The sequence below is a fragment of the Streptomyces sp. HNM0574 genome (assembly GCF_012726235.1).
Lineage (GTDB): Bacteria > Actinomycetota > Actinomycetes > Streptomycetales > Streptomycetaceae > Streptomyces.
The window spans coordinates 267,334-285,664 of record NZ_JAASAH010000001.1; the positions used below are offsets into that span (position 1 = coordinate 267,334).

Annotated in this window: 18 protein-coding genes; 5 read left to right on the forward strand and 13 right to left on the reverse strand. The window is 73.1% G+C overall.

Annotated elements, in window-relative coordinates; all coding sequences use genetic code 11:
* Positions 1-2: 2 nt before the first annotated feature.
* The 11 genes from cysD to HCC30_RS01120 form a co-directional block, all read right to left on the reverse strand.
* Entirely contained in the window at positions 3-944 is a 942-nt protein-coding gene (gene cysD / locus HCC30_RS01070) for a sulfate adenylyltransferase subunit CysD (protein ID WP_169440027.1), read from the reverse strand.
* Positions 941-1,498, reverse strand: coding sequence for an adenylyl-sulfate kinase (cysC, locus tag HCC30_RS01075; protein WP_169440484.1), 558 nt, complete (start codon positions 1,496-1,498; stop codon positions 941-943). The genes cysD and cysC overlap by 4 nt, the downstream gene beginning before the upstream one ends.
* Positions 1,499-1,598: 100 nt before the next feature.
* A complete protein-coding gene (locus tag HCC30_RS01080) occupies positions 1,599-2,306 on the reverse strand; it encodes a phosphoadenylyl-sulfate reductase (protein WP_169440028.1) in 708 nt (235 codons plus the stop codon).
* The gene (locus HCC30_RS01085) at positions 2,303-2,506 is read right to left on the reverse strand and encodes a hypothetical protein (RefSeq protein ID WP_169440029.1); all 204 of its coding nucleotides are present in this window, start codon (positions 2,504-2,506) and stop codon (positions 2,303-2,305) included. The genes HCC30_RS01080 and HCC30_RS01085 overlap by 4 nt, the downstream gene beginning before the upstream one ends.
* Positions 2,503-4,200 (reverse strand): nitrite/sulfite reductase, encoded by a 1,698-nt coding sequence (locus tag HCC30_RS01090; protein ID WP_169440030.1) that lies wholly within the window; start codon positions 4,198-4,200, stop codon positions 2,503-2,505. The genes HCC30_RS01085 and HCC30_RS01090 overlap by 4 nt, the downstream gene beginning before the upstream one ends.
* A 531-nt stretch (positions 4,201-4,731) precedes the next feature.
* Entirely contained in the window at positions 4,732-5,352 is a 621-nt protein-coding gene (locus HCC30_RS01095) for a GNAT family N-acetyltransferase (RefSeq protein ID WP_169440031.1), read from the reverse strand.
* An 8-nt stretch (positions 5,353-5,360) separates the two neighbouring features.
* On the reverse strand, positions 5,361-7,178 hold the full coding sequence (locus HCC30_RS01100; RefSeq protein ID WP_169440032.1) for an ABC-ATPase domain-containing protein: 1,818 nt from the start codon (positions 7,176-7,178) through the stop codon (positions 5,361-5,363).
* A gap of 134 nt (positions 7,179-7,312) precedes the next feature.
* Complete coding sequence (locus HCC30_RS01105) at positions 7,313-8,023, reverse strand: GNAT family N-acetyltransferase (protein ID WP_240979282.1); 711 nt, start codon at positions 8,021-8,023, stop codon at positions 7,313-7,315.
* A gap of 168 nt (positions 8,024-8,191) precedes the next feature.
* Positions 8,192-9,178 carry a LacI family DNA-binding transcriptional regulator gene (locus HCC30_RS01110; RefSeq protein ID WP_346776445.1) on the reverse strand — a complete coding sequence of 329 codons (987 nt, stop codon included), beginning with the start codon at positions 9,176-9,178 and terminating at the stop codon, positions 8,192-8,194.
* A gap of 48 nt (positions 9,179-9,226) precedes the next feature.
* Entirely contained in the window at positions 9,227-9,796 is a 570-nt protein-coding gene (locus HCC30_RS01115) for a TetR/AcrR family transcriptional regulator (protein WP_206323216.1), read from the reverse strand.
* Positions 9,797-9,896: 100 nt separating this feature from the next.
* Entirely contained in the window at positions 9,897-10,223 is a 327-nt protein-coding gene (locus tag HCC30_RS01120; protein WP_169440035.1) for an SMR family transporter, read from the reverse strand.
* Between the two features lie 187 nt (positions 10,224-10,410).
* On the opposite strand from HCC30_RS01120, the gene HCC30_RS01125 reads away from it, so the two are divergent.
* From HCC30_RS01125 to HCC30_RS01135, 3 genes are all read left to right on the forward strand, one after another.
* A complete protein-coding gene (locus HCC30_RS01125; RefSeq protein WP_169440036.1) occupies positions 10,411-10,752 on the forward strand; it encodes a multidrug efflux SMR transporter in 342 nt (113 codons plus the stop codon).
* Positions 10,753-10,922: 170 nt separating this feature from the next.
* A complete protein-coding gene (locus HCC30_RS01130) occupies positions 10,923-11,915 on the forward strand; it encodes a carbohydrate kinase (RefSeq protein ID WP_169440037.1) in 993 nt (330 codons plus the stop codon).
* 141 nt (positions 11,916-12,056) lie between these two features.
* Complete coding sequence (locus HCC30_RS01135; RefSeq protein WP_169440038.1) at positions 12,057-12,626, forward strand: dihydrofolate reductase family protein; 570 nt, start codon at positions 12,057-12,059, stop codon at positions 12,624-12,626.
* A gap of 10 nt (positions 12,627-12,636) precedes the next feature.
* On the opposite strand, the gene HCC30_RS01140 is transcribed toward HCC30_RS01135, so the two are convergent.
* Positions 12,637-14,286: an acyl-CoA dehydrogenase family protein gene (locus HCC30_RS01140; protein WP_169440039.1), complete on the reverse strand. Its 1,650-nt coding sequence runs from the start codon at positions 14,284-14,286 to the stop codon at positions 12,637-12,639.
* A gap of 18 nt (positions 14,287-14,304) precedes the next feature.
* On the opposite strand from HCC30_RS01140, the gene HCC30_RS01145 reads away from it, so the two are divergent.
* Both HCC30_RS01145 and HCC30_RS01150 read left to right on the forward strand, forming a co-directional pair.
* Entirely contained in the window at positions 14,305-15,504 is a 1,200-nt protein-coding gene (locus HCC30_RS01145; protein ID WP_169440040.1) for a YihY/virulence factor BrkB family protein, read from the forward strand.
* Between the two features lie 272 nt (positions 15,505-15,776).
* Positions 15,777-16,643 carry a nucleotidyltransferase domain-containing protein gene (locus HCC30_RS01150; RefSeq protein ID WP_169440041.1) on the forward strand — a complete coding sequence of 289 codons (867 nt, stop codon included), beginning with the start codon at positions 15,777-15,779 and terminating at the stop codon, positions 16,641-16,643.
* A 111-nt stretch (positions 16,644-16,754) separates the two neighbouring features.
* Here HCC30_RS01150 and HCC30_RS01155 read toward each other — a convergent pair whose 3' ends face one another.
* Positions 16,755-18,194 (reverse strand): amino acid permease, encoded by a 1,440-nt coding sequence (locus HCC30_RS01155; protein ID WP_240979243.1) that lies wholly within the window; start codon positions 18,192-18,194, stop codon positions 16,755-16,757.
* Positions 18,195-18,331: the final 137 nt, after the last annotated feature.

Genomic DNA, 18,331 nt, shown 5'->3' on the forward strand with positions numbered 1-18,331 from the left:
GATCAGAAGTACCCCTCGCGCTTGCGGTCTTCCATGGCGGCCTCGGAGAGCTTGTCGTCGGCCCGGGTGGCACCCCGTTCGGTCAGCCGGGACGCGGCGATCTCCGTGATGACCTTCTCGATGGTGTCGGCGTCCGAATCCACGGCGCCGGTGCAGGACATGTCGCCGACCGTGCGGTAGCGCACCTGCCGCGTCTCGACCGACTCCGCACCCGCCGGACCGCCCCACTCGCCCGGAGCGAGCCACATGCCGTTCCGGGAGAACACCTCACGCCGGTGCGCGTAGTAGATCTCGGGGAGGTCGATCTTCTCGCGGGCGATGTACTGCCACACGTCCAGCTCGGTCCAGTTGGAGAGCGGGAAGACGCGGACGTGCTCGCCGGGGGAGTGGCGGCCGTTGTACAGCTGCCACAGCTCGGGCCGCTGCCGGCGCGGGTCCCAGCCGCCGAACTCGTCCCGCAGCGAGAACACCCGCTCCTTGGCGCGGGCCTTCTCCTCGTCCCGCCGGCCGCCGCCGAAGACGGCGTCGTACCGTCCGGTGCCGATCGCGTCGAGCAGCGGCACCGTCTGGAGCGGGTTGCGGGTGCCGTCCGGGCGCTCCTTCAGCTCGCCCCGGTCGATGAAGTCCTGGACGGAGGCGACATGGAGGCGCAGTCCGTGCTCCGCCACCACCCGGTCCCGGTACTCGATGACCTCGGGAAAGTTGTGGCCCGTGTCCACGTGCAGCAGCCCGAACGGCACCGGCGCCGGCTGGAACGCCTTCAGCGCCAGGTGCAGCATCACGATGGAGTCCTTGCCGCCGGAGAAAAGGATCACCGGCCGCTCGAACTCGCCCGCCACCTCACGGAAGATGTGCACACCCTCCGACTCCAGCGCGTCCAGGTGCGACAGCGCGTAGGGATCGCCGGTGTCCTGCGGCGCGGTGGTCACGCTCGCGTCGCTCATGCCAGTCCCCTCTCGGTGAGCAGCGCGTACAGCGCCGCCGCGGATTCCTCGACGCTCTGCCGGTGGGTCTCGATCCGCAGGTCGGGGACCCGGGGCGGCTCGTACGGGTCGTCGACGCCGGTCAGTCCGGCGATCTCACCCGCCGCCTGCCGCGCGTACAGGCCCTTCACGTCCCGCTCGGAGCACACGTCGACCGGGGTGGCCACGTGCACCTCCAGATAGCCGGTTCCCTCGGCCTGGTGCCGCTTGCGCACCGCCTCGCGACTGTCCTCGTACGGGGCGATCACCGGGACGAGCACCTTCACGCCCTGGGACGCCAGCAGTTCGGCGACGAAGCCGATGCGCTGCACGTTGGTGTCGCGGTCCTCGCGGGAGAAGCCCAGGCCCGCGGAGAGGAAGGTGCGGATCTCGTCGCCGTCCAGCACCTCCGTCCGGTGGCCCTCGGCGGCCAGCCGCTCGGCCAGCGCCGTCGCGATCGTCGTCTTGCCCGCGCTGGGCAGACCCGTCAGCCACACCGTGGCCCCCGTGTCCGCGCGGACCGACGTCTCGGTCATCTCCTGCTCCCTGCTCACTGTCTCTTCGCTCATCTGCTCTCCCGGTCCTCTGTCCAGGCACCGACTGGGGCACCGCGCCTCACCGCGCGGGACGCACCGGTCAGAGGTGGAGTCCGCACTCGCGCTTGCCGGTCCCCGCCCAGCGGCCGGCGCGGGCGTCCTCTCCGTCCCGTACCCGGCGGGTGCACGGGGCGCATCCGACGGAGGCGTAGCCGTCGGAGAGCAACGGATTGGTGAGGACGCCGTTTTCGGCCACGTACGCGTCCACGTCGTCCTGCGTCCAGCGGGCGATCGGGGACACCTTGACCTTCTGCCGCTTCTCGTCCCAGCCGACGACCGGGGTGTTCGCCCGGGTCGGGGACTCGTCGCGGCGCAGGCCGGTGGCCCAGGCCGTGTAGCCCTCCAGGCCCTCCCGCAGCGGCTGCACCTTCCGCAGCGCGCAGCAGAGGTCCGGATCGCGGTCGTGCAGCTTCGGCCCGTACTGGGCGTCCTGTTCGGCCACGGTCTGCCGCGGCGTCAGCGTGATCACCTCGACGTCCATGACGGCGGCGACGGCGTCCCGCGTCCCGATGGTCTCCGGGAAGTGGTAACCGGTGTCGAGGAAGACGACCGGAACCCCGGGGAAGGCCCGCGAGGCGAGGTGCGCCACGACCGCGTCCTCCATGGACGAGGTGACGCAGAAGCCCTTGCCGAAGGTGCCGGCCGCCCAGCGCAGGATGTCCGGCGCCGGGGCCTCCTCCAGTTCGCGGCCCGCTTCCTCGGCGAGCTGCCGCAACTCCTGTGCCGTGTACTCCCGCACGGTCGTCATGACGCGCGTCCCCCTTCCGGTGCATCCGGGACCCGCTGTGCGAGCCCCTTGCTGAGCAGGCCGAGGAAGGACAGCGCGAACGCGCGGTTGCACGCGGCGCACTCCCACGCGGCACCCTTCCCGCGCGCGTCCGCCTCGGACGGGCGCAGGTCCTCGTCGCCGCAGTACGGGCAGTGGAACGGGGCGGCACGCTCGCTCATTTGAGGGCACCTTCCTCGGCGCGGGCCGCCCACTGCGCGAAGCGTTCGCCGTCCTCGCGCTGTGCGTCGAAATTACGCAGCACCCGCTCGATGTAGTCGGGCAGTTCGTCGGCGGTGACCTTGAGTCCGCGGACCTTCCGGCCGAACCCGGGCTCCAGCCCGAGGGAGCCGCCCAGGTGCACCTGGTAGCCCTCCACCTGCTCACCGTCGGAGTTGGTGACCAGCTGGCCCTTGAGGCCGATGTCCGCGACCTGGATGCGGGCGCAGGAGTTGGGGCAGCCGTTGAGGTTGATCGTCACCGGCTGGTCGAACTCCGGGAGCCTGCGCTCCAGTTCGTCGATGAGGGACGCGCCGCGGCCCTTGGTCTCGACGATGGCGAGCTTGCAGAACTCCAGTCCGGTGCAGGCCATGGTGCCGCGCCGGAAGACGGAGGGCCGCGCCGAGAGGTCCAGCGCCTCCAGCCCGTCGATCAGCGACTCGACCTGGTCCTCCGCCACGTCGAGCACGATCATCTTCTGCTCGGCGGTGGTGCGGACGCGGCCGGAACCGTGCGCCTCGGCCAGGTCGGCGATCTTCGTCAGCTTGGAGCCGTCGACCCGTCCGACCCGGGCGGCGAACCCGACGTAGAACCGGCCGTCCTGCTGCCGGTGCACGCCGATGTGGTCGCGCCACTGCTGGACGGGCTTCTCGGGCGCGGGGCCGTCGGCGAGCTTGCGCAGCAGGTACTCGTCCTCCAGCACCTGACGGAACTTCTCGGGGCCCCAGTCGGCGACGAGGAACTTGATCCGGGCGCGGGTGCGCAGGCGCCGGTAGCCGTAGTCGCGGAAGATCGACACGATGCCCTCGTGCACGTCCGCGACGTCCTCCAGCGGCACCCAGGCGCCCAGCCGGACACCGATCTTGGGGTTGGTGGAGAGGCCGCCGCCGACCCAGACGTCGAACCCGGGCCCGTGGTCGGGGTGTTGGACGCCGACGAAGGCGACGTCGTTGATCTCGTGCGCCACGTCGAGCAGCGGCGAGCCGGAGATCGCGGTCTTGAACTTGCGGGGCAGGTTCGAGTACGCGGGGTTGCCGACGACGCGGCGGTGCACCTCCTCGACGGCGGGCGTGCCGTCGATGATCTCGTCGGCCGCGATGCCGGCGACGGGCGAGCCGAGGATGACGCGCGGGGTGTCGCCGCACGCCTCCGTGGTGGACAGGCCGACGCCCTCCAGGCGGCGCCAGATCTCCGGCATGTCCTCGACGCGGATCCAGTGGTACTGGATGTTCTGCCGGTCGGTGATGTCGGCGGTGCCGCGGGCGAACTCCTGCGAGATGTCGCCGATGACGCGCAGCTGCTGGGTGGTCAGCTGGCCGCCGTCGATCCGGACGCGCAGCATGAAGTGCTCGTCGTCCAGCTCCTCCGGCTCCAGCACGGCGGTCTTGCCGCCGGAGATCCCGGGCTTGCGCTGGGTGTAGAGGCCCCACCAGCGCATCCGGCCGCGCAGGTCGGCCGGGTCGATCGAGTCGAAGCCGCGGTGCGCGTAGATCGTCTCAATGCGTGTCCGCACATTGAGACCGTCGTCGTCCTTCTTCGTCTGCTCGTTGCCGTTCAGGGGCGTCATGTGCCCGGCAGCCCACTGGCCCTCGCCGCGGTGGCGTCCGGCCTTCCGGCGGGTCGGTGCGGAAGCGGGTTGCTTGGGGGTATCGGCCATGGCGGTGTGGTCCTTCGGGCAGGCGGGGGCAGTCATCGGGCAGGCGAGCAGGCAGGACCTGCCTCGGCCGGTGCGGGACACGGAAAGCGGCACACGTGTCCCCCGGCGAGGGAACTGCGGGAAATCAGGAGGCAGGAGCGCTCGCCTGCGACAGTGCGGGCGGCTCGGAAAACGGCGGTGCTGGGACTGTCAGCCCGCCAGACAGATGGCGCTGGACATGCGGCCCAGGTCGACGTGGCGTCGACTCACCAAGGCAATTCCGGCGCGAGACATGACGGAAGCGTTGCACGGGCGTGAGACGGCAGTCCACCATTATCCAGAATGCGAAACAGAAAATCTCACATACAGAGATCCTGTGGCTTCGGTCACATCTGCCGCACGCCCCCTTGTGCCCTCACCGGAAGCGCGCAACGGGCCCTGAAGTGCGGGGTGTTCGGCGCTCCTCCCGGCCGCCGGACGGCCCCGGACGGGAACGCGCGCGGGCCCGCCGGGGCGCCGTGCGGCGGCCTCCGGCGGGCCCGGAAAGAGGCGTCAGGCGTGGGCGCCGGGCCAGGGGCCCGGGGTCCGGAGCAGCGGCTCCTCGCCGGTCTCCGTCGCGAAGAGGCGGAAGCCGCGCCGCTGGTAGTTGCCCATCGCGTGCTCCCCGTCCTTGCTGCAGGTGTGCACCCACACCCGGCGGGTCGGGGTGCGGCCCTGGACGCGCTCGCCCATGTCCCAGGCGCGGGCCGTCCCTTGGGACAGCAGATGGCCGCCGAGCCCGCGGCCCCGGAAGGCGGGGAGCAGCCCGAAGTAGCTGATCTCCACCGTCCCGGCCCGCTGGGTCTGCGAGCCGTCCAGTTCGATGAAACCGGCCGGGGTCCCGTGCACGTGGGCGACCCAGGTCTCCACGCCGGGACGGCCGAGGAACTCGGCCCACTGCGCGTACGTCCACGGCAGCCGGTCGGTCCAGGTGACGTCGCCGCCGGCGGCCGTGTAGAGGAAGCGGCTGAACTCGGGGCTGGGCACCCCGGCGCGTTCGATCCGTATTCCGGACGCGTCGTCCGGCATGCGGGCCGGGACGAGGTCGTCCGGGGACGTCTGCTCCAGCGACCAGGTCGTCACCGTCAGCGTCGCCGCGCCCGCCGCGTTCTCCGTGCTGTCGATCCCGTTCATGCCGTTCATCATGACGCCCCGTTCCGGCGCACCCGGAGGCCCCGTACCCGGTTCAGCGCCGCGGCCGTCTCGAAGCGGCGCGGGACGGCGAAGTCCTCGTCCCGGACGGCCAGGAGGGGATCGGCGCCGTCCGCCGCGAGCGCGGCGTCCAGCAGGTCCAGGGCCTCGGCCAGGGTGCGTTCGCCGTCCAGGAAACCGCGCCGCACCATCAGCTCCAGCGCGAGCCCGATGCCCGACACCTGCCGGGCGTCCGCGATCTGCTCCACCGAGCGCAGGTCCACGTCGTGCTCGCCGAAGGAGAGCACGTCCTCGCCCCGCGCCCGGATCTTCGACCGCCCGCGCACCCCGGAGTCCAGGGAGGCCGGATCGGGCCGCCGGTGGACGACCGCGGGGAACGCCTCCGCCTCCGCGCGGCGGCCCGTCGGCACGGCGGCCACCTCGCGGGCGCGCTCCGTCGCGTCCGACGGGCGGTACGCGTCGAGCATCAGCACCTTGTCGGCGACCTCCAGATAGTCGCCGGAACCGCCCATGACCAGGACGGTGGAGACCCCGTGGTCGCGGTGCAGCGAGCGCACCGAGTCGACCAGCGGCGTGAGGGGCTCGCGGTCCTTCGCCACCAGGGCCTGCATCCGCGCGTCCCGGATCATCAGGTTGGTCGCCGCGGTGTCCTCGTCGATGAGCAGCACCCGCGCACCGGACTCCACCGCCTCGCACAGCGACGCGGCCTGCGAGGTGGAGCCCGAGGCGTTGTCGGTGGAGAAGTCGGTGGTGTCCGCGCCGGTCGGCAGATGGTCGACGAAGGCGTGCACGTCGACCCGCTCCACCGTGCGCCCGTCCTCGGCGCGCAGCTTGACCGTGTCGGGACGGGACACCACCAGCTCCCGCCCGTCGCCCGGCACGTGGTCCCAGATCCCGGTCTCCAGCGCGCGCAGCAGCGTCGACTTCCCGTGGAAGCCGCCGCCGACGATCAGGCTGACGCCCTCGGCGAGCCCCATGCCGGACACCGGGCCCGCGTGCGGCAGTTCGATCGTCACCCGCAGTTCCTCGGGCGAGGAGAACGGCACCACACCGGAACCCGTGGCGGGCCGGTCGTCCACCCCGCTGCGGCGCGGAAGGACGGCACCGTCCGCGACGAACGCGATCAGCCCGCGCTCCGGGAGCGCGGCGCGCAGCGCGTCGGAGTCCTCCACCGTGTCGACGAACCGCCGCACCGCCTCCGGGTCCAGCGAGGAATGGAGCAGCGCGCGCTCCGCGACGTCCGGGACGAGGCGGCACAGCAGCCGGTGCGCAGCGCGCCCGTCGATGCGCCGGCCCTGGCCGGGGAGCGCCGCGCCGAAGCGCAGCGTGACGCTGCCGTCCTCGGCGTCCACCCGGCACGAACTGCGGTCCAGCACCTCCTGGCCGCCGCCGTCGATCTGGAGGGCGCGTTCCCCGCGCGCGGCGGCGACGGCCCGCCGCGCGAGGTGGCTCGCCAGGGCGCGACGGCGCACGCGGGTGTTCCACAGGTCGCGCGGGAAACCGGCCACGTCACCGGGCACGTGCACCGCGAGACGGGCGGGCGGCGCGTACGGGTCGGACTGCCCGCGCACCAGCTCCAGGGTGGCGCCGGTCGACTCGGCGCCGGGCAGCCGCCAGGTACCGACGAGCCCCTTGTAGCGGCCGTACTGTCCGCCGTCGAGTGCGCGCAGTTCGTCGTCCAGCCCGGAGCGGATGCCCCGGGGGCGCGGAGCGGGACCGTCCGGCCGCCCCCTGCCCCGCTCCCGGGGGCCGCCCTGCCGGGGGCCGCGACTGCTGTGGGGACGAGGTCCGCCGCCGGAGCGTGGCACGTGCGTTGCACCTTCCTGTGGCCGTGCGCGGCCCGCCGGGCGGGCCGTCCGTCTTCCGCCCGGCGCGCTGGGGACGCCGGGCGTTCTCATCCTCCCCGCAGCGCCTCCGCACGGCCAAACGCGGGCCCGGGGGCTCAGTGCGTGACGGCGTGCTCCGTGAACCGGCCGCAGTCGCGGAACCCGAGCCCCCGGTACAGCGGTTCGCCCTCGCCGGACGCCTGGAGCACGGCGAGGGCGAACCCCTCCGCGCGGGCGGTGGCGAGGGCGGCGCGGGTGAGCGTGCTGCCGTGGCCGCGTCGCCGGTGGCCGGCCAGCGTGCAGATGTTGTACAGCCCCGCGACCCCCGCGTGCAGGAAGACCTCGGCGCAGGCGACGGGGAGGCCGTCCGCGTACCCGACGAGATAGCGGGCCGCGCAGTCCCCGGCGAGGGCGTACGGGGCGGCCCGGGCGAAGAAGTCGTGCACCGTCTCGGAGGGCGGGTCCCAGTTCGCCGCCAGGACGGTGGCGAAGTCGGCCAGTTCCCTGGCCTCCGTCACCACGCGTACGTCCAGCGGCGTGCTCCCGCCCGGGGACGGGGCGTCCCCGAGGGCGGCCCACATGCCCGTCTCCTCCTCGGCGGCGGGGAGGCCGAGTGCCGTGAGGCGTCCGGCGAGTCCGGGCGGTGCGGAGGCGGGGCCGACCCACCAGGAGAACGGCCGCCCGGTGGCGGCCAGTCGGCGGGCCACCTCGGCGATCCGCGCGTCGGCGCCGTCCTCCGGGAAGCCGGCCGCGGCGACGATGTTGAAGGTGTCGTCCGGGAGGCCGCTGTCCGCGACCAGCAGGTCGGGGCTCTCGGTGACGGTCATGCCCGGGATGCGGCGGTGCAGATGGCAGGCGTGCTCGGCGAGATTCCGCTCGGCGGCCGCGCGTACCTCTTCCGCGGCGCCGTGACCGTGGGTGTCCGTGAGGGGGGAGTCGCTCATGGGCCGACTCCACCACGCCGCGGCGCCGGGGGCACGCGCATTTCCCACCGCTCAGTCCGGCGGCCCGAGTTCGCCGGAACCGCGGGGGACGAGGCGGGTTGCGACGGTCGTCGTACGGGCGGCCGAGCCGTCGCCGTCCAGGCGGGAGAGCAGGTGTCCGGCCGCGGCCGAGCCCATCGCGGCGGGGTCGGGGGCGACGACGGTGAGGCCGGGTTCGACCACCCCGGCGAGCGGCAGGTCGTCGAAGCCGACGAGCGCGACGTCCCGGCGGCCCGCCGCGGCCAGCGCGGGCAGTGCCCCGAGCGAGGCGAGGTTGTTCGCCGTGAACAGCGCGGTGGGCGGGTCGGACAGCGCGAGCAGCCGGTGCACGGCCGTGGCGGCGGCCTCGGCGCCGTGCGCGTCGGCGACGAGCCTGCGGTCGTACGGCAGGCCCGCCTCCGCCAGGGCGGCGCGGTAGCCGCGGAGCCGCTCCTTGCGGGTGTAGAGCGCGGCGGGCCGGTCGCCGAGGAAGGCGATACGGCGGTGCCCGCGCGCGGCCAGGTGCGCCGTACCGGCCCGCGCGCCCTCGGAGTTGGCGCTCACCACGGTGTCGGCGGTGAGGCCGGAGGCGGGGCGGTCGAGGAAGACCAGCGGCAGCCCGCTCGTCCGCTCGCGGCGCAGGTAACGGTGGTCGCCGCCGTGCGCCGGGACGACGACGAGCCCGGAAACCCGCCGGGCGAGGAAGGAGTTGACGAGCGTCCGCTCCTTCTCCGGGCCGGCGTCGGAGGAGGCCAGCAGCAGCGTCAGGCCGCGGTCGCGGACCGCCGTCCCGATGCCGGAGGCGACGGTGCCGAAGAAGGGGTTGGCGATCTCCGGGACGATCAGGCCCACGGTCGCGTCCCGGCCGCCGGTGCGCATGGTGCGCGCCAACAGGTCGGGACGGAAGCCCAGTTCGGCGACGGCGGCGAGCACCCGCTCACGGGTCGCGGGGGAGACCGGACCGTCCTCGTTGAGCACCCGGGACACGGTCTTGGCGCTGGTGCCCACCCGCTCGGCCACATCGGCCAGCGTCGGCCTCCGCGACCGCGAACCGCCCACCGTCCCCGCTCACTTCCCGCGGCGCAGCGAGTGGCGCAGTACGTCGCCGATCTCGCGCTCGGTGAGGTTCTCCGCACCGAGCAGCGCTTTCGCGCACAGTCCGTCCGAGGTGGCGACCAGGCTCTCGACGGCGAGCGGGTCGTCGGTGTAGCCGCGCGCCACGTCCGCGACGGTGTCCTTCCAGCGCGTGGCGATGGGGCGCAGGGCCGGGCGGCGGGAGGCGAGCAGCGTCAGTTCGCGTTCGGCCAGCGCGCGGTGGCGTTCGGGGCCGCCCGCCGCGGCGATCAGCTGGGCCAGCGCCTCGATGCCGTCCCGGCCGGAGCCGAGCAGTCCGCGGAGTTCGACGATGTAGGCGTCCAGTGCCTCGGTCAGTGCCGCGACGAGCAGGTCGTCCAGGGTGGCGTAGTAGTAACAGACGGAACTGGCGGGCACTTCCGCTTCACGCGCCACCGAGCGGTGGGTGACTCCGGCGACGCCCTCGCGTTCGACGATGCGCAGGGTCGCGGTGATGATCAGCTCTCGCTTGCGTTCGCCGCGTGCCCTGCGGCCGTCGGTCATGGCCTTGGCGGGCTGGTTCACTGCGTGTCCCCATCCGTTGACCGCCGACTCCGTGCTCCGGTGCTGGGCACCGTACCAGCAGAGTCTTCGGCCCCCACGGGCGCGGGCGGGCGGCCGGAACTCAGGGGTGGCCGAGCTGGAGTGCCACCACTCCGAGCACGGCGAGGCCCACGCCGGCGTACTGGGTCCTGGTCATGCGGTCGCCGAGGAACACCGCGCCGATCAGGGCGACGGCGGAGACTCCGGCCGCCGCCCAGATCGCGTAGGCGACCCCGATGGACAGGCCCTCGCGCAGCGCGAGGGAGAGCAGGTAGTAGGCCCCGACGACGCCGACGACGGTGACCGCCGTGGGCAGGGCGCGGGTGAAGCCGTGCGAGAAGCGGGTGGCGAGGGTGCCGAGGACCTCGGCGGCGACGGCGCAGGCGAGCAGGGCGTAGGCGAGCGGCATGGGGGGCGCCTCCGGTGAGCGGGCCAACAGGGCTGTGCGGTGCGGTACTTGGCGGGCCGGCGTGGGGCCGGGTCGCGCCGGACAGAGTACTTGAACTGTCGTTCACAAAAATCTAGTGTCGTGGTCCCGCGCGGTCCAGTGGCCCGGAGAATCCGGTGCCCCGCCGGGAAGAGGGGCGGGTGGAGACATGGCCTGGTGGTTCCTGTGCGCCGCGGTGGCCTCGGAGGTGGTGGGCGCCACGGCGACCCGGGCCTCGGACGGGTTCACCGAACCGGTGCCCACGGCCGTCGCGATCACGGGCGTGGTGGGCGCGTACTACTTCCTCTCCCTCGCGCTGAAGCGGGGGATGGGCCTCGGGAAGGCGTACGGGGTGTGGGCCGCGCTGGGCGTCGCCACCGTCGCCCTCATCGGCGCCGCGCTGCTGGGCGAACCGCTGTCGCCGCTGCAGATCGCCGGGCTGCTGCTCGTCGTCGCCGGGGTCCTCGCCCTGGAGTGGGGAGGCGAGCGGGAGGGCGGTTCCGGGGCGTGAGGGTAGGGGTGTCAGCGTTGACATCCCGTCCCGACCGGTGGTGGACTCCCGCGACCGTTCCCTCCGGAGCCGGGCCAACTCACCGCGGCCCGCCGCCCGTTGGACGGAGGGAGAGCACGCGCCCACGTCCCCGCGCCCCCGCGCGCGGCCGCACCCCGGAAAGGCCGCCGATGACCGCCAACCGCCCCGCCCCGTCCGCCGCTTCGCCCTCCGGACGCCCGGCCCCCGCGCCGGTCGCCGTGCTTGGCGAGTGCGTCGCCGACGCCTTCGTCACCGGTTCCGGCACGGACCCCGGCAGGCCCTCGCTGGGCCTGGAGGTGCTGCCGGGCGGCAGCCCCGCCAACACGGCCGTCGCGCTCGCCCGGCTGGGGACGCCCACCCGCTTCCTGGGCCGGCTGTCCGACGACGTCTTCGGCCGGCTCTTCCGCGACCACCTCACCCGGTCCGGCGTCGACCTGGGCGGCACCGTCGCCGCCCCCGAGGCGGGCACCCTCGCGGTCGCCGAGCTCGACGAAACCGGCCGCGCCGCCTACGCGTTCCACGCCGAGGGCACCGCGGACTGGCAGTGGACGGCGAGCGAACTGGCGACCGCCGCCGCGCCGCCCGTGTCCTGCCTGCACACCGGCTCCCTCGCGCTCGCCAAGGCGCCCGGCGGGCCCGCCGTCGAGGAACTGCTGGCCGAGGTGCGGGAGAGGGCCACCGTCTCGGTCGACCCCAACGTCCGTCCGCTGCTCGTCGACCCGGCCGAGGTCAGGGCGCGGATGCCGCACTGGTGCGCCGCCGCCGACATCCTGCGGCTGTCCGACGACGACCTCGCGCTGCTGCACCCCGGTGCCGGCCCGGAGCGCGCCGCCGACCTCTTCCACGCGGACGGCGCCCGGCTCGTCCTCGTCACGCTCGGCGCCGGCGGCGTCTTCGCGTCCCTGGACGGCAAGCGGCTGCGCGTCGCGGCACCCGCCGTCGACGTCGTCGACTCCGTCGGCGCGGGGGACTCCTTCACCGCCGGGTTCCTGCACGCCCTGCACGGCGCCGGGCTCCTGGGCGGCCGGCTGGAGCACCTGGACACCGAACAGCTCGAAACCGCCCTCCATTTCGGCACCCGCGTCGCCGCGGCGGTCTGCACGGTCCGCGGCGCCAACCCGCCGTGGGCGGACGACCTCTGAGCGTCCCGGCCCCGTGCGCGCGCCCGAGGGGACACGCGGGCGCACGCGCCGATGAATCGCGCCCCTCGCCCCGGTCCGCATAGTGGGTCCGCGCGGCACCGTCCGCGGGACGCCGCAGGAGCCGACCGTCAAGGGGCCACCATGAGAGATCTGATCGTCACGGAGAACATCACGCTCGACGGCGTCATCGACGCGGAGGGCGGCTGGTTCGGCCCGGCCGGCGAGGGCACGGCGGACGGGGCCGACCAGTCGGACGTGGAGGCCGAACTGCGCCGCCAGCGGCAGACCGCCGACGCCTTCCTCACCGGCCGCGCCACCTTCGAGGCCATGCGGGGCTACTGGCCGCGCCGTACCGACGACACGACGGGCATCAGCGAGTACTTGGACAACGTCTCCAAGTACGTCGTCTCGCGCACGCTCCAGGACCCGGAATGGCAGCACACCACCGTCCTGCGCGGCCCGCTGGAGGACGAGATCCGGGGGCTCAAGTCGGCCGCCGGGAAGGACATCGTCACCACGGGCAGCATCCGGCTGGTGCACGGACTGATCGAGGCGGGGCTCGTCGACGAGTACCGGCTCTTCGTCCACCCGGTCCATCTGGGGCGCGGACGCCGCCTGTTCACCGACGTCGGGGAGACCAGGAAGCTGCACCTCGCGGAGGCCCGCCCCTTCACCTCCGGAATCGTCCTCCTCCGCTACCGGACCCGGTGACGCCCCGGGTTCACACAGCCGGCCGGGCGCGCTCCGTGACGCTCTCCAGGTCGAGACCGTGCGGGAGGGTGCCGAAGGCGGCGCCCCAGTCGCCGCCCAGACGGGAGGCGCAGAACGCGTCGGCCACCGCGGACGGCGCGTGCTGCACGAGCAGCGCCCCCTGGAGGACCAGCGCGAAACGTTCGACGAGCCGCCGCGCGCGGGTCTCGATGCCCTCCAGATCGGCGAGTTCCGCCAGCAGGTCCCGGATCGCGCCGTCCAGCCTGTGGTCGGCGCCGCGCGCCCGCCCGATCTCGGTGAGGAACGCGTTCAGCGCCTCGGGGGAGCGTTGCAGCGCGCGCAGGACGTCGAGCGACTGGACGTTCCCCGAGCCCTCCCAGAGGGAGTTGAGCGGCGACTCGCGCAACAGCCGCGGCATGCCCGACTCCTCGACGTAGCCGTTGCCGCCGAGACACTCCAGCGCCTCCGCGACGAGCGGCGTACAGCGCTTCGTCACCCAGTACTTGGCCGCCGGCAGCGCCAGCCGCAGCAGCTGCCGCTCGTGCTCGCCGCCCGCCTGCGCCGCGTCGTGCGCGGCCGCCAGCCGCAGGTCCAGCACCGTGGCGGCCTCGGACTCCACGGCCAGGTCGGCCAGGACGTTCCGCATCAGCGGCTGGTCGACGAGCTGCTTCCCGAACGCGCTGCGGTGCGCCGCGTGGTGCGTGGCCTGGGCGACGGACTGACGCATCAGCGCGGCCGACCCCGTGACGCAGTCGAGCCGGGTGGCGGCCACCATCTCGATGATGGTGGCGACGCCGCGGCCCTCCTCGCCCACGCGCTGCGCCCAGGTGGAACCGTCGAACTCGACCTCGGCGGAGGCGTTCGAGCGGTTGCCGAGCTTGTCCTTGAGCCGCTGGATGCGGAAGGTGTTCCGGCCGCCGTCGGGCAGGACTCGCGGCAGCAGGAAGCAGGTCAGCCCGCCGGGCGCCTGGGCCAGCACCAGGAAGACGTCCGACATGGGCGCCGAGCAGAACCACTTGTGCCCCGTCAGCGCGTACTCCCCCTCGCCCGCCAGCGGCACGGCCGAGGTGGTGTTGGCGCGGACGTCGCTGCCGCCCTGCTTCTCCGTCATCCCCATGCCCGCCAGCGCCCCGGCCTTCGCGGTGGCCGGACGGTCCAGGCCCGGCTCGTAGCTGTGCGAGCTCAGCAGCGGCTCCCAGACGGCGGCCAGTTCCGGCTCCCTGCGCAGCGCGGGGACGGCCGCGTGCGACATGGACAGCGGGCAGCCGTGCCCGGCCTCCACCTGCGACCAGACGTGGAACGCGGCGGTGCGGCGCAGCTGTCCGTCCGGGCGGGTCCACGGGTCGGTCAGCCCGGAGCGCACCCCGTGCTCCATCAGGCGGTGCCACGCGGGGTGGAAGCCGACCTCGTCGACCCGGTGCCCGTACCGGTCGTGGGTGCGCAGCACCGGCGGCACCTCGTTCGCCCGCGCGCCCCATTCCTGCGCCTCGGCCGAACCCGCCACCCGCCCGAGCGCGCTCAGCTCCGCGCGGACCTCCTCGGCCCGCTCGGGGGCCACGTGCCGGGCCACTCCCTCGGACAGTGCGGCGTCAGCGGCGAAGACGTCGTAGTCGGCCAGGGGCGGAGCCTGGTTGGTCACGGTGTGAGTCGAGGCTGACATGCCGGATACGTTAAGGACGTGCGAGCAGCAGAGGAAACCCCAGGAGGCCCTGGCGGGGCGTTCCGCAGGGCACGGGTCGTCTACCGCAACGTGTCGAAGCGGAAAGTGGCGTGGTTGCTGCTCAAGGACATCGTCAACTCCTGTATGGAGTACCGGGTCCTGGGCCTCGCGGCCGAGGCGGCGTTCTTCACCCTGATCTCCATCCCGCCCCTGCTGCTGGGACTCATCGGCATGCTCGGCTACCTGGACGCGTGGCTGAGCACGGACACCATCGACTCGATCCGGACCAACTTCCTCGACGCCTCCGCCACCGTCCTCTCCGAGAAGGGCGTCGACCAGCTGGCCCGCCCGCTCATCGACGACGTGATCAGCGGCGGCAGACCGGACGTCATCTCGATCGGCTTCGCCCTGTCCCTGTGGTCGGGCTCGCGCGCGGTGAACGTCTTCATCGACACCATCACCGTGATGTACGGGCTGGACGGCCACCGGGGCATCGTCAAGACCCGGCTGCTGGCCTTCCTGCTCTACCTGGTCGCGCTGCTCGTCGGGGCCGTGGCGCTCCCGCTGATGGTGGCGGGCCCGGACGCGGTGCTCCGTCTCGTGCCGCAGGCGCAGTGGGTGGTGACGGTCTTCTACTGGCCCGCCGTCCTGCTGCTGTCCGTGGCGTTCCTGACGACGCTCTACCACGTCTCCGTCCCCGTGCGTTCGCCCTGGCGGGAGGACATCCCCGGGGCACTGGTCGCACTGGTGATGTGGGTGCTGGGCAGTGCGCTGCTGCGGCTCTACATCACCAGCGCCGTGGAGGGGCCGACGTTCTACGGTTCGCTGGCCGCGCCCGTCGCCGTGCTGCTGTGGATCGGCGTCTCCGCGTTCGCCGTGCTGGTGGGCGCCGCGGTGAACGCGGCGATCGACCGGGTGTGGCCCTCGGTCGCGACGGCCGCCGCCCGCCGGATCTCCGAGCGGGCCCGCGAGGACGCGGCGGCCGAGGTCGTCGCCGCGGCGGCCCGCAGGGCCATGCGCGAGGCCGAGAGCGAGGGCGCCGCCTCCCCGGGCGACTCCGGCGACGCCCCGGCCGAGTTCCCCGAGCGCTGGACGCGGTTCCTTCCGCCCGCCGACGTACGGGCCCGCCTCCGCACCCGCAACCGCCCGTCGGGCGCGGTGGGCCGCGCCCCGGAACGCACCGGGGACGCGCGGCCCGAGCGTGACGGGGACGCGTAACAGCGGGGCCGGGAGCCGGTGTTGGGGTCCGGAAAACCGGTGTGCCCCGGCCCGTCCCCGGCCCCTACACTGACCCGCATGATGAGCGTTTTCTCCTGAGCAGGGCCGCGACAGCGTCCGGCCGCCTCTGCGCGCGGCCCGGCCAGGCTGTCGCACCGCCGATCAACGAGCACGGGCCGCCACCGCCCCGAGCCGTCACCGCGCCGCTTCCGCGCCGTGCGGCCGGGCCGTCGTGCCCGCCACCCCTGCCGAAACCTCTCAGGAGACCTGTCATGCCCTACCCGCACCCCCGCTCCGGCCGCCCGCAGGCGGACGCCGCCCCCGCCCTCGCCCGCCGCGTCGAGCGGCTCCGTGACATCGCCCGCGCCGAACCCCGGCTGGAGGGCGTACTGCTCTACGGCTCCTGGACGCTCGGCGAGGCGGACGCCTACTCGGACATCGAGGCGTACGTCTTCGTCCGCGACGAGGCGGCGGACGGCTTCGACGGCCGCGCCTTCCTCGCGCAACTGGCGCCGCTGGAGCTCGCGTACACCAACATGTTCGGCATCCTCGCCGTCGTCTTCGACGACCTGATGCGCGGAGAGTTCCACTTCGAGCCCGCGAGCGAGGGCATCCCGAGGATGGACTCCTGGCAGGGCATGGTCCACCTGCCCGAGCCGGAGGCGGCGGTACTGCTGGACCGCGACGGCCGGCTGACCGAGGCGGCCTCCCGCCTGGCCCGCCCGCTCGCGCCCGAACCGCGCGCCACCGCGCAGCGGCTCGCCGACGAACTGGCCAACTGGACGCTGATGCTCGCCCACGTCCTCGGCCGCGGCGAGACGGCACGGGCGCACGCGCTGCTCCAGACCATGGTCGCCCCGCAGCAGCTCCAGCTCTGCCGCCTGCTGCGTTCCTCGACGGAGCACTGGCTCACGCCCAGCCGGGCACTGGAGGCCGACCTCCCGGAGCGCGACCGCCGCCGCCACGCGGCGACGACGGGCCCGGCGGAGCCGCGCGCGGTCCGCACCGCGGCGGTGCGCAGCTGGGAATGGAGCCGCGAACTGATCGCGGAGGCGGCCGGACGCTGGGGCACGCGCGTCCCCGGCACGCTGCACGACCGCATCGCGGCCCTCCTCGCCTCCGGCCGCGACGGGGACTGACCCGACGCCGGGGCCCGCGCGGGCGCGCTCACGCGGGCCCCGGGAACGACCGTGCCCCGCGCCGGAGCCGATGGGGCTCCCGCACGGGGCACGGGCGGTGGAAGGTCCGGCTCAGGAGCCGGACGGGGAGGCCGCCTTCGCCTCCGCCGAACCGCTCCCCGCGTCGGGGTCCTTCGCCAGGCCGGACAGGGCGCCGGAACCGGGGCCCGAGCCGGTGAGCCGTGGACGCAGCCACAGGAAGTACACGGCGGACAGCAGGGCGAGCCAGACGGCGCCGACGACGAGCGCGACGCGGGTGCTCTCGTAGATGCCGAGGACGACGAAGACGCCCACCATGAAGGCGATCGTGATGATCTGCCCGTACGGCCAGAACGGTGCCGGGTATTTGAGCGCGGCGGCTTCCTCGGACGAGAGGTTGCGGCGGGCCTTGAAGTGCGTCAGCAGAATCATCAGCCACACCCATACCGTCGCGAATGTCGCGATGGAGGAGATGATCAGGAAGACCCGCTCGGGCATGAGGTAGTTGAGGACGACGCCGAGGAGCAGGGCGGTCATCATGATGACCACGGTCATCCACGGGACGCCGTTCCCGGAAAGGCGCCGCATGATCTTCGGGGCCTCGCCGCGCTGGGCCATCCCGTACATCATCCGGCCGGCCGCGAAGATGTCGCTGTTGATCGCGGAGAGCGCGGCCACGATGACGACGACATTGAGCACCGCGGCGGCGGACTTCAGGCCGACGGAGGCGAAGATCTCGACGAACGGGCTGCCGGAGGAGTCGATGTTCCGCCAGGGGTCGAGCGACATGATGACGGCCAGGGTCAGCACGTAGAACAGCACGATGCGCAGCGGGATGGAGTTGATCGCGCTGGGGATCGTCTTCTCCGGGTTCTGCGCCTCACCTGCGGTGACGCCGATGATCTCGGTGCCGCCGAAGGCGAACATCACCACCGCGAAGGACATGATGAACCCGTGCGCCCCGTGCGGGAAGAAGCCCCCGTGCTCCCACAGGTTCGAGATGCCGGCGCTGTTTCCCTCGCTGCCGATACCGAAGACGAGGATGGCCACGCCCGCCAGGATCATCGCCACGATGGCGACGATTTTGGCCAGTGAGAGCCAGAATTCCAGCTCGCCGAAGACCTTGACACTGAACAGGTTGAATACACCGATGATGACGACGGCGGCCAGCAACCATATCCAGCGCGGGACGTCGGGGAACCAGAACCCCATGTAGACGCCGAGCGCGGTGACGTCCGCGAGACAGACGATGATCATCTCGAACGCGAATGTCCAGCCTGTGGTGAATCCGGCGAGAGGTCCGAGGTATTTGCTCGCATACTCACCGAACGACCCGGCGGAGGGTGAGCTCACAGCGAGTTCGCCCAGAGACCGCAGCACGAGGAAGACGGCCGCTCCGCCCAGCAGGTAGGCCAGCAGGACGCCCGGTCCGGCGGCCTGGATGGATTCGGAGGAACCGTAGAAGAGGCCGGTGCCGATCGCGGAACCCAGCGCGATAAAGCGGATGTGCCGGGATCGCAGACCCCTGCTCAAACTCGTTGTGTCCGTTGTCAACGATTGCCTCCTCGGGCGGTATGTCCCGGGCGTGTGACGAGCCGATTGTCCTTGGGGGGTTCGCCGCCGTCACTACCGCCGCGACTCATGGAAGGCGACCTGTATATTCCTGTATA

Coding starts and splice junctions, on each gene's coding strand:
- cysD (WP_169440027.1), bottom strand. CDS start 944: ATGAGCGACGCGAGCGTGACCACCGCGCCGCAGGACACCGGCGATCCC.
- cysC (WP_169440484.1), bottom strand. CDS start 1,498: ATGACCGAGACGTCGGTCCGCGCGGACACGGGGGCCACGGTGTGGCTG.
- HCC30_RS01080 (WP_169440028.1), bottom strand. CDS start 2,306: ATGACGACCGTGCGGGAGTACACGGCACAGGAGTTGCGGCAGCTCGCC.
- HCC30_RS01085 (WP_169440029.1), bottom strand. CDS start 2,506: ATGAGCGAGCGTGCCGCCCCGTTCCACTGCCCGTACTGCGGCGACGAG.
- HCC30_RS01090 (WP_169440030.1), bottom strand. CDS start 4,200: ATGGCCGATACCCCCAAGCAACCCGCTTCCGCACCGACCCGCCGGAAG.
- HCC30_RS01095 (WP_169440031.1), bottom strand. CDS start 5,352: ATGAACGGGATCGACAGCACGGAGAACGCGGCGGGCGCGGCGACGCTG.
- HCC30_RS01105 (WP_240979282.1), bottom strand. CDS start 8,023: ATGACCGTCACCGAGAGCCCCGACCTGCTGGTCGCGGACAGCGGCCTC.
- HCC30_RS01120 (WP_169440035.1), bottom strand. CDS start 10,223: ATGCCGCTCGCCTACGCCCTGCTCGCCTGCGCCGTCGCCGCCGAGGTC.
- HCC30_RS01125 (WP_169440036.1), top strand. CDS start 10,411: ATGGCCTGGTGGTTCCTGTGCGCCGCGGTGGCCTCGGAGGTGGTGGGC.
- HCC30_RS01130 (WP_169440037.1), top strand. CDS start 10,923: ATGACCGCCAACCGCCCCGCCCCGTCCGCCGCTTCGCCCTCCGGACGC.
- HCC30_RS01135 (WP_169440038.1), top strand. CDS start 12,057: ATGAGAGATCTGATCGTCACGGAGAACATCACGCTCGACGGCGTCATC.
- HCC30_RS01140 (WP_169440039.1), bottom strand. CDS start 14,286: ATGTCAGCCTCGACTCACACCGTGACCAACCAGGCTCCGCCCCTGGCC.
- HCC30_RS01150 (WP_169440041.1), top strand. CDS start 15,777: ATGCCCTACCCGCACCCCCGCTCCGGCCGCCCGCAGGCGGACGCCGCC.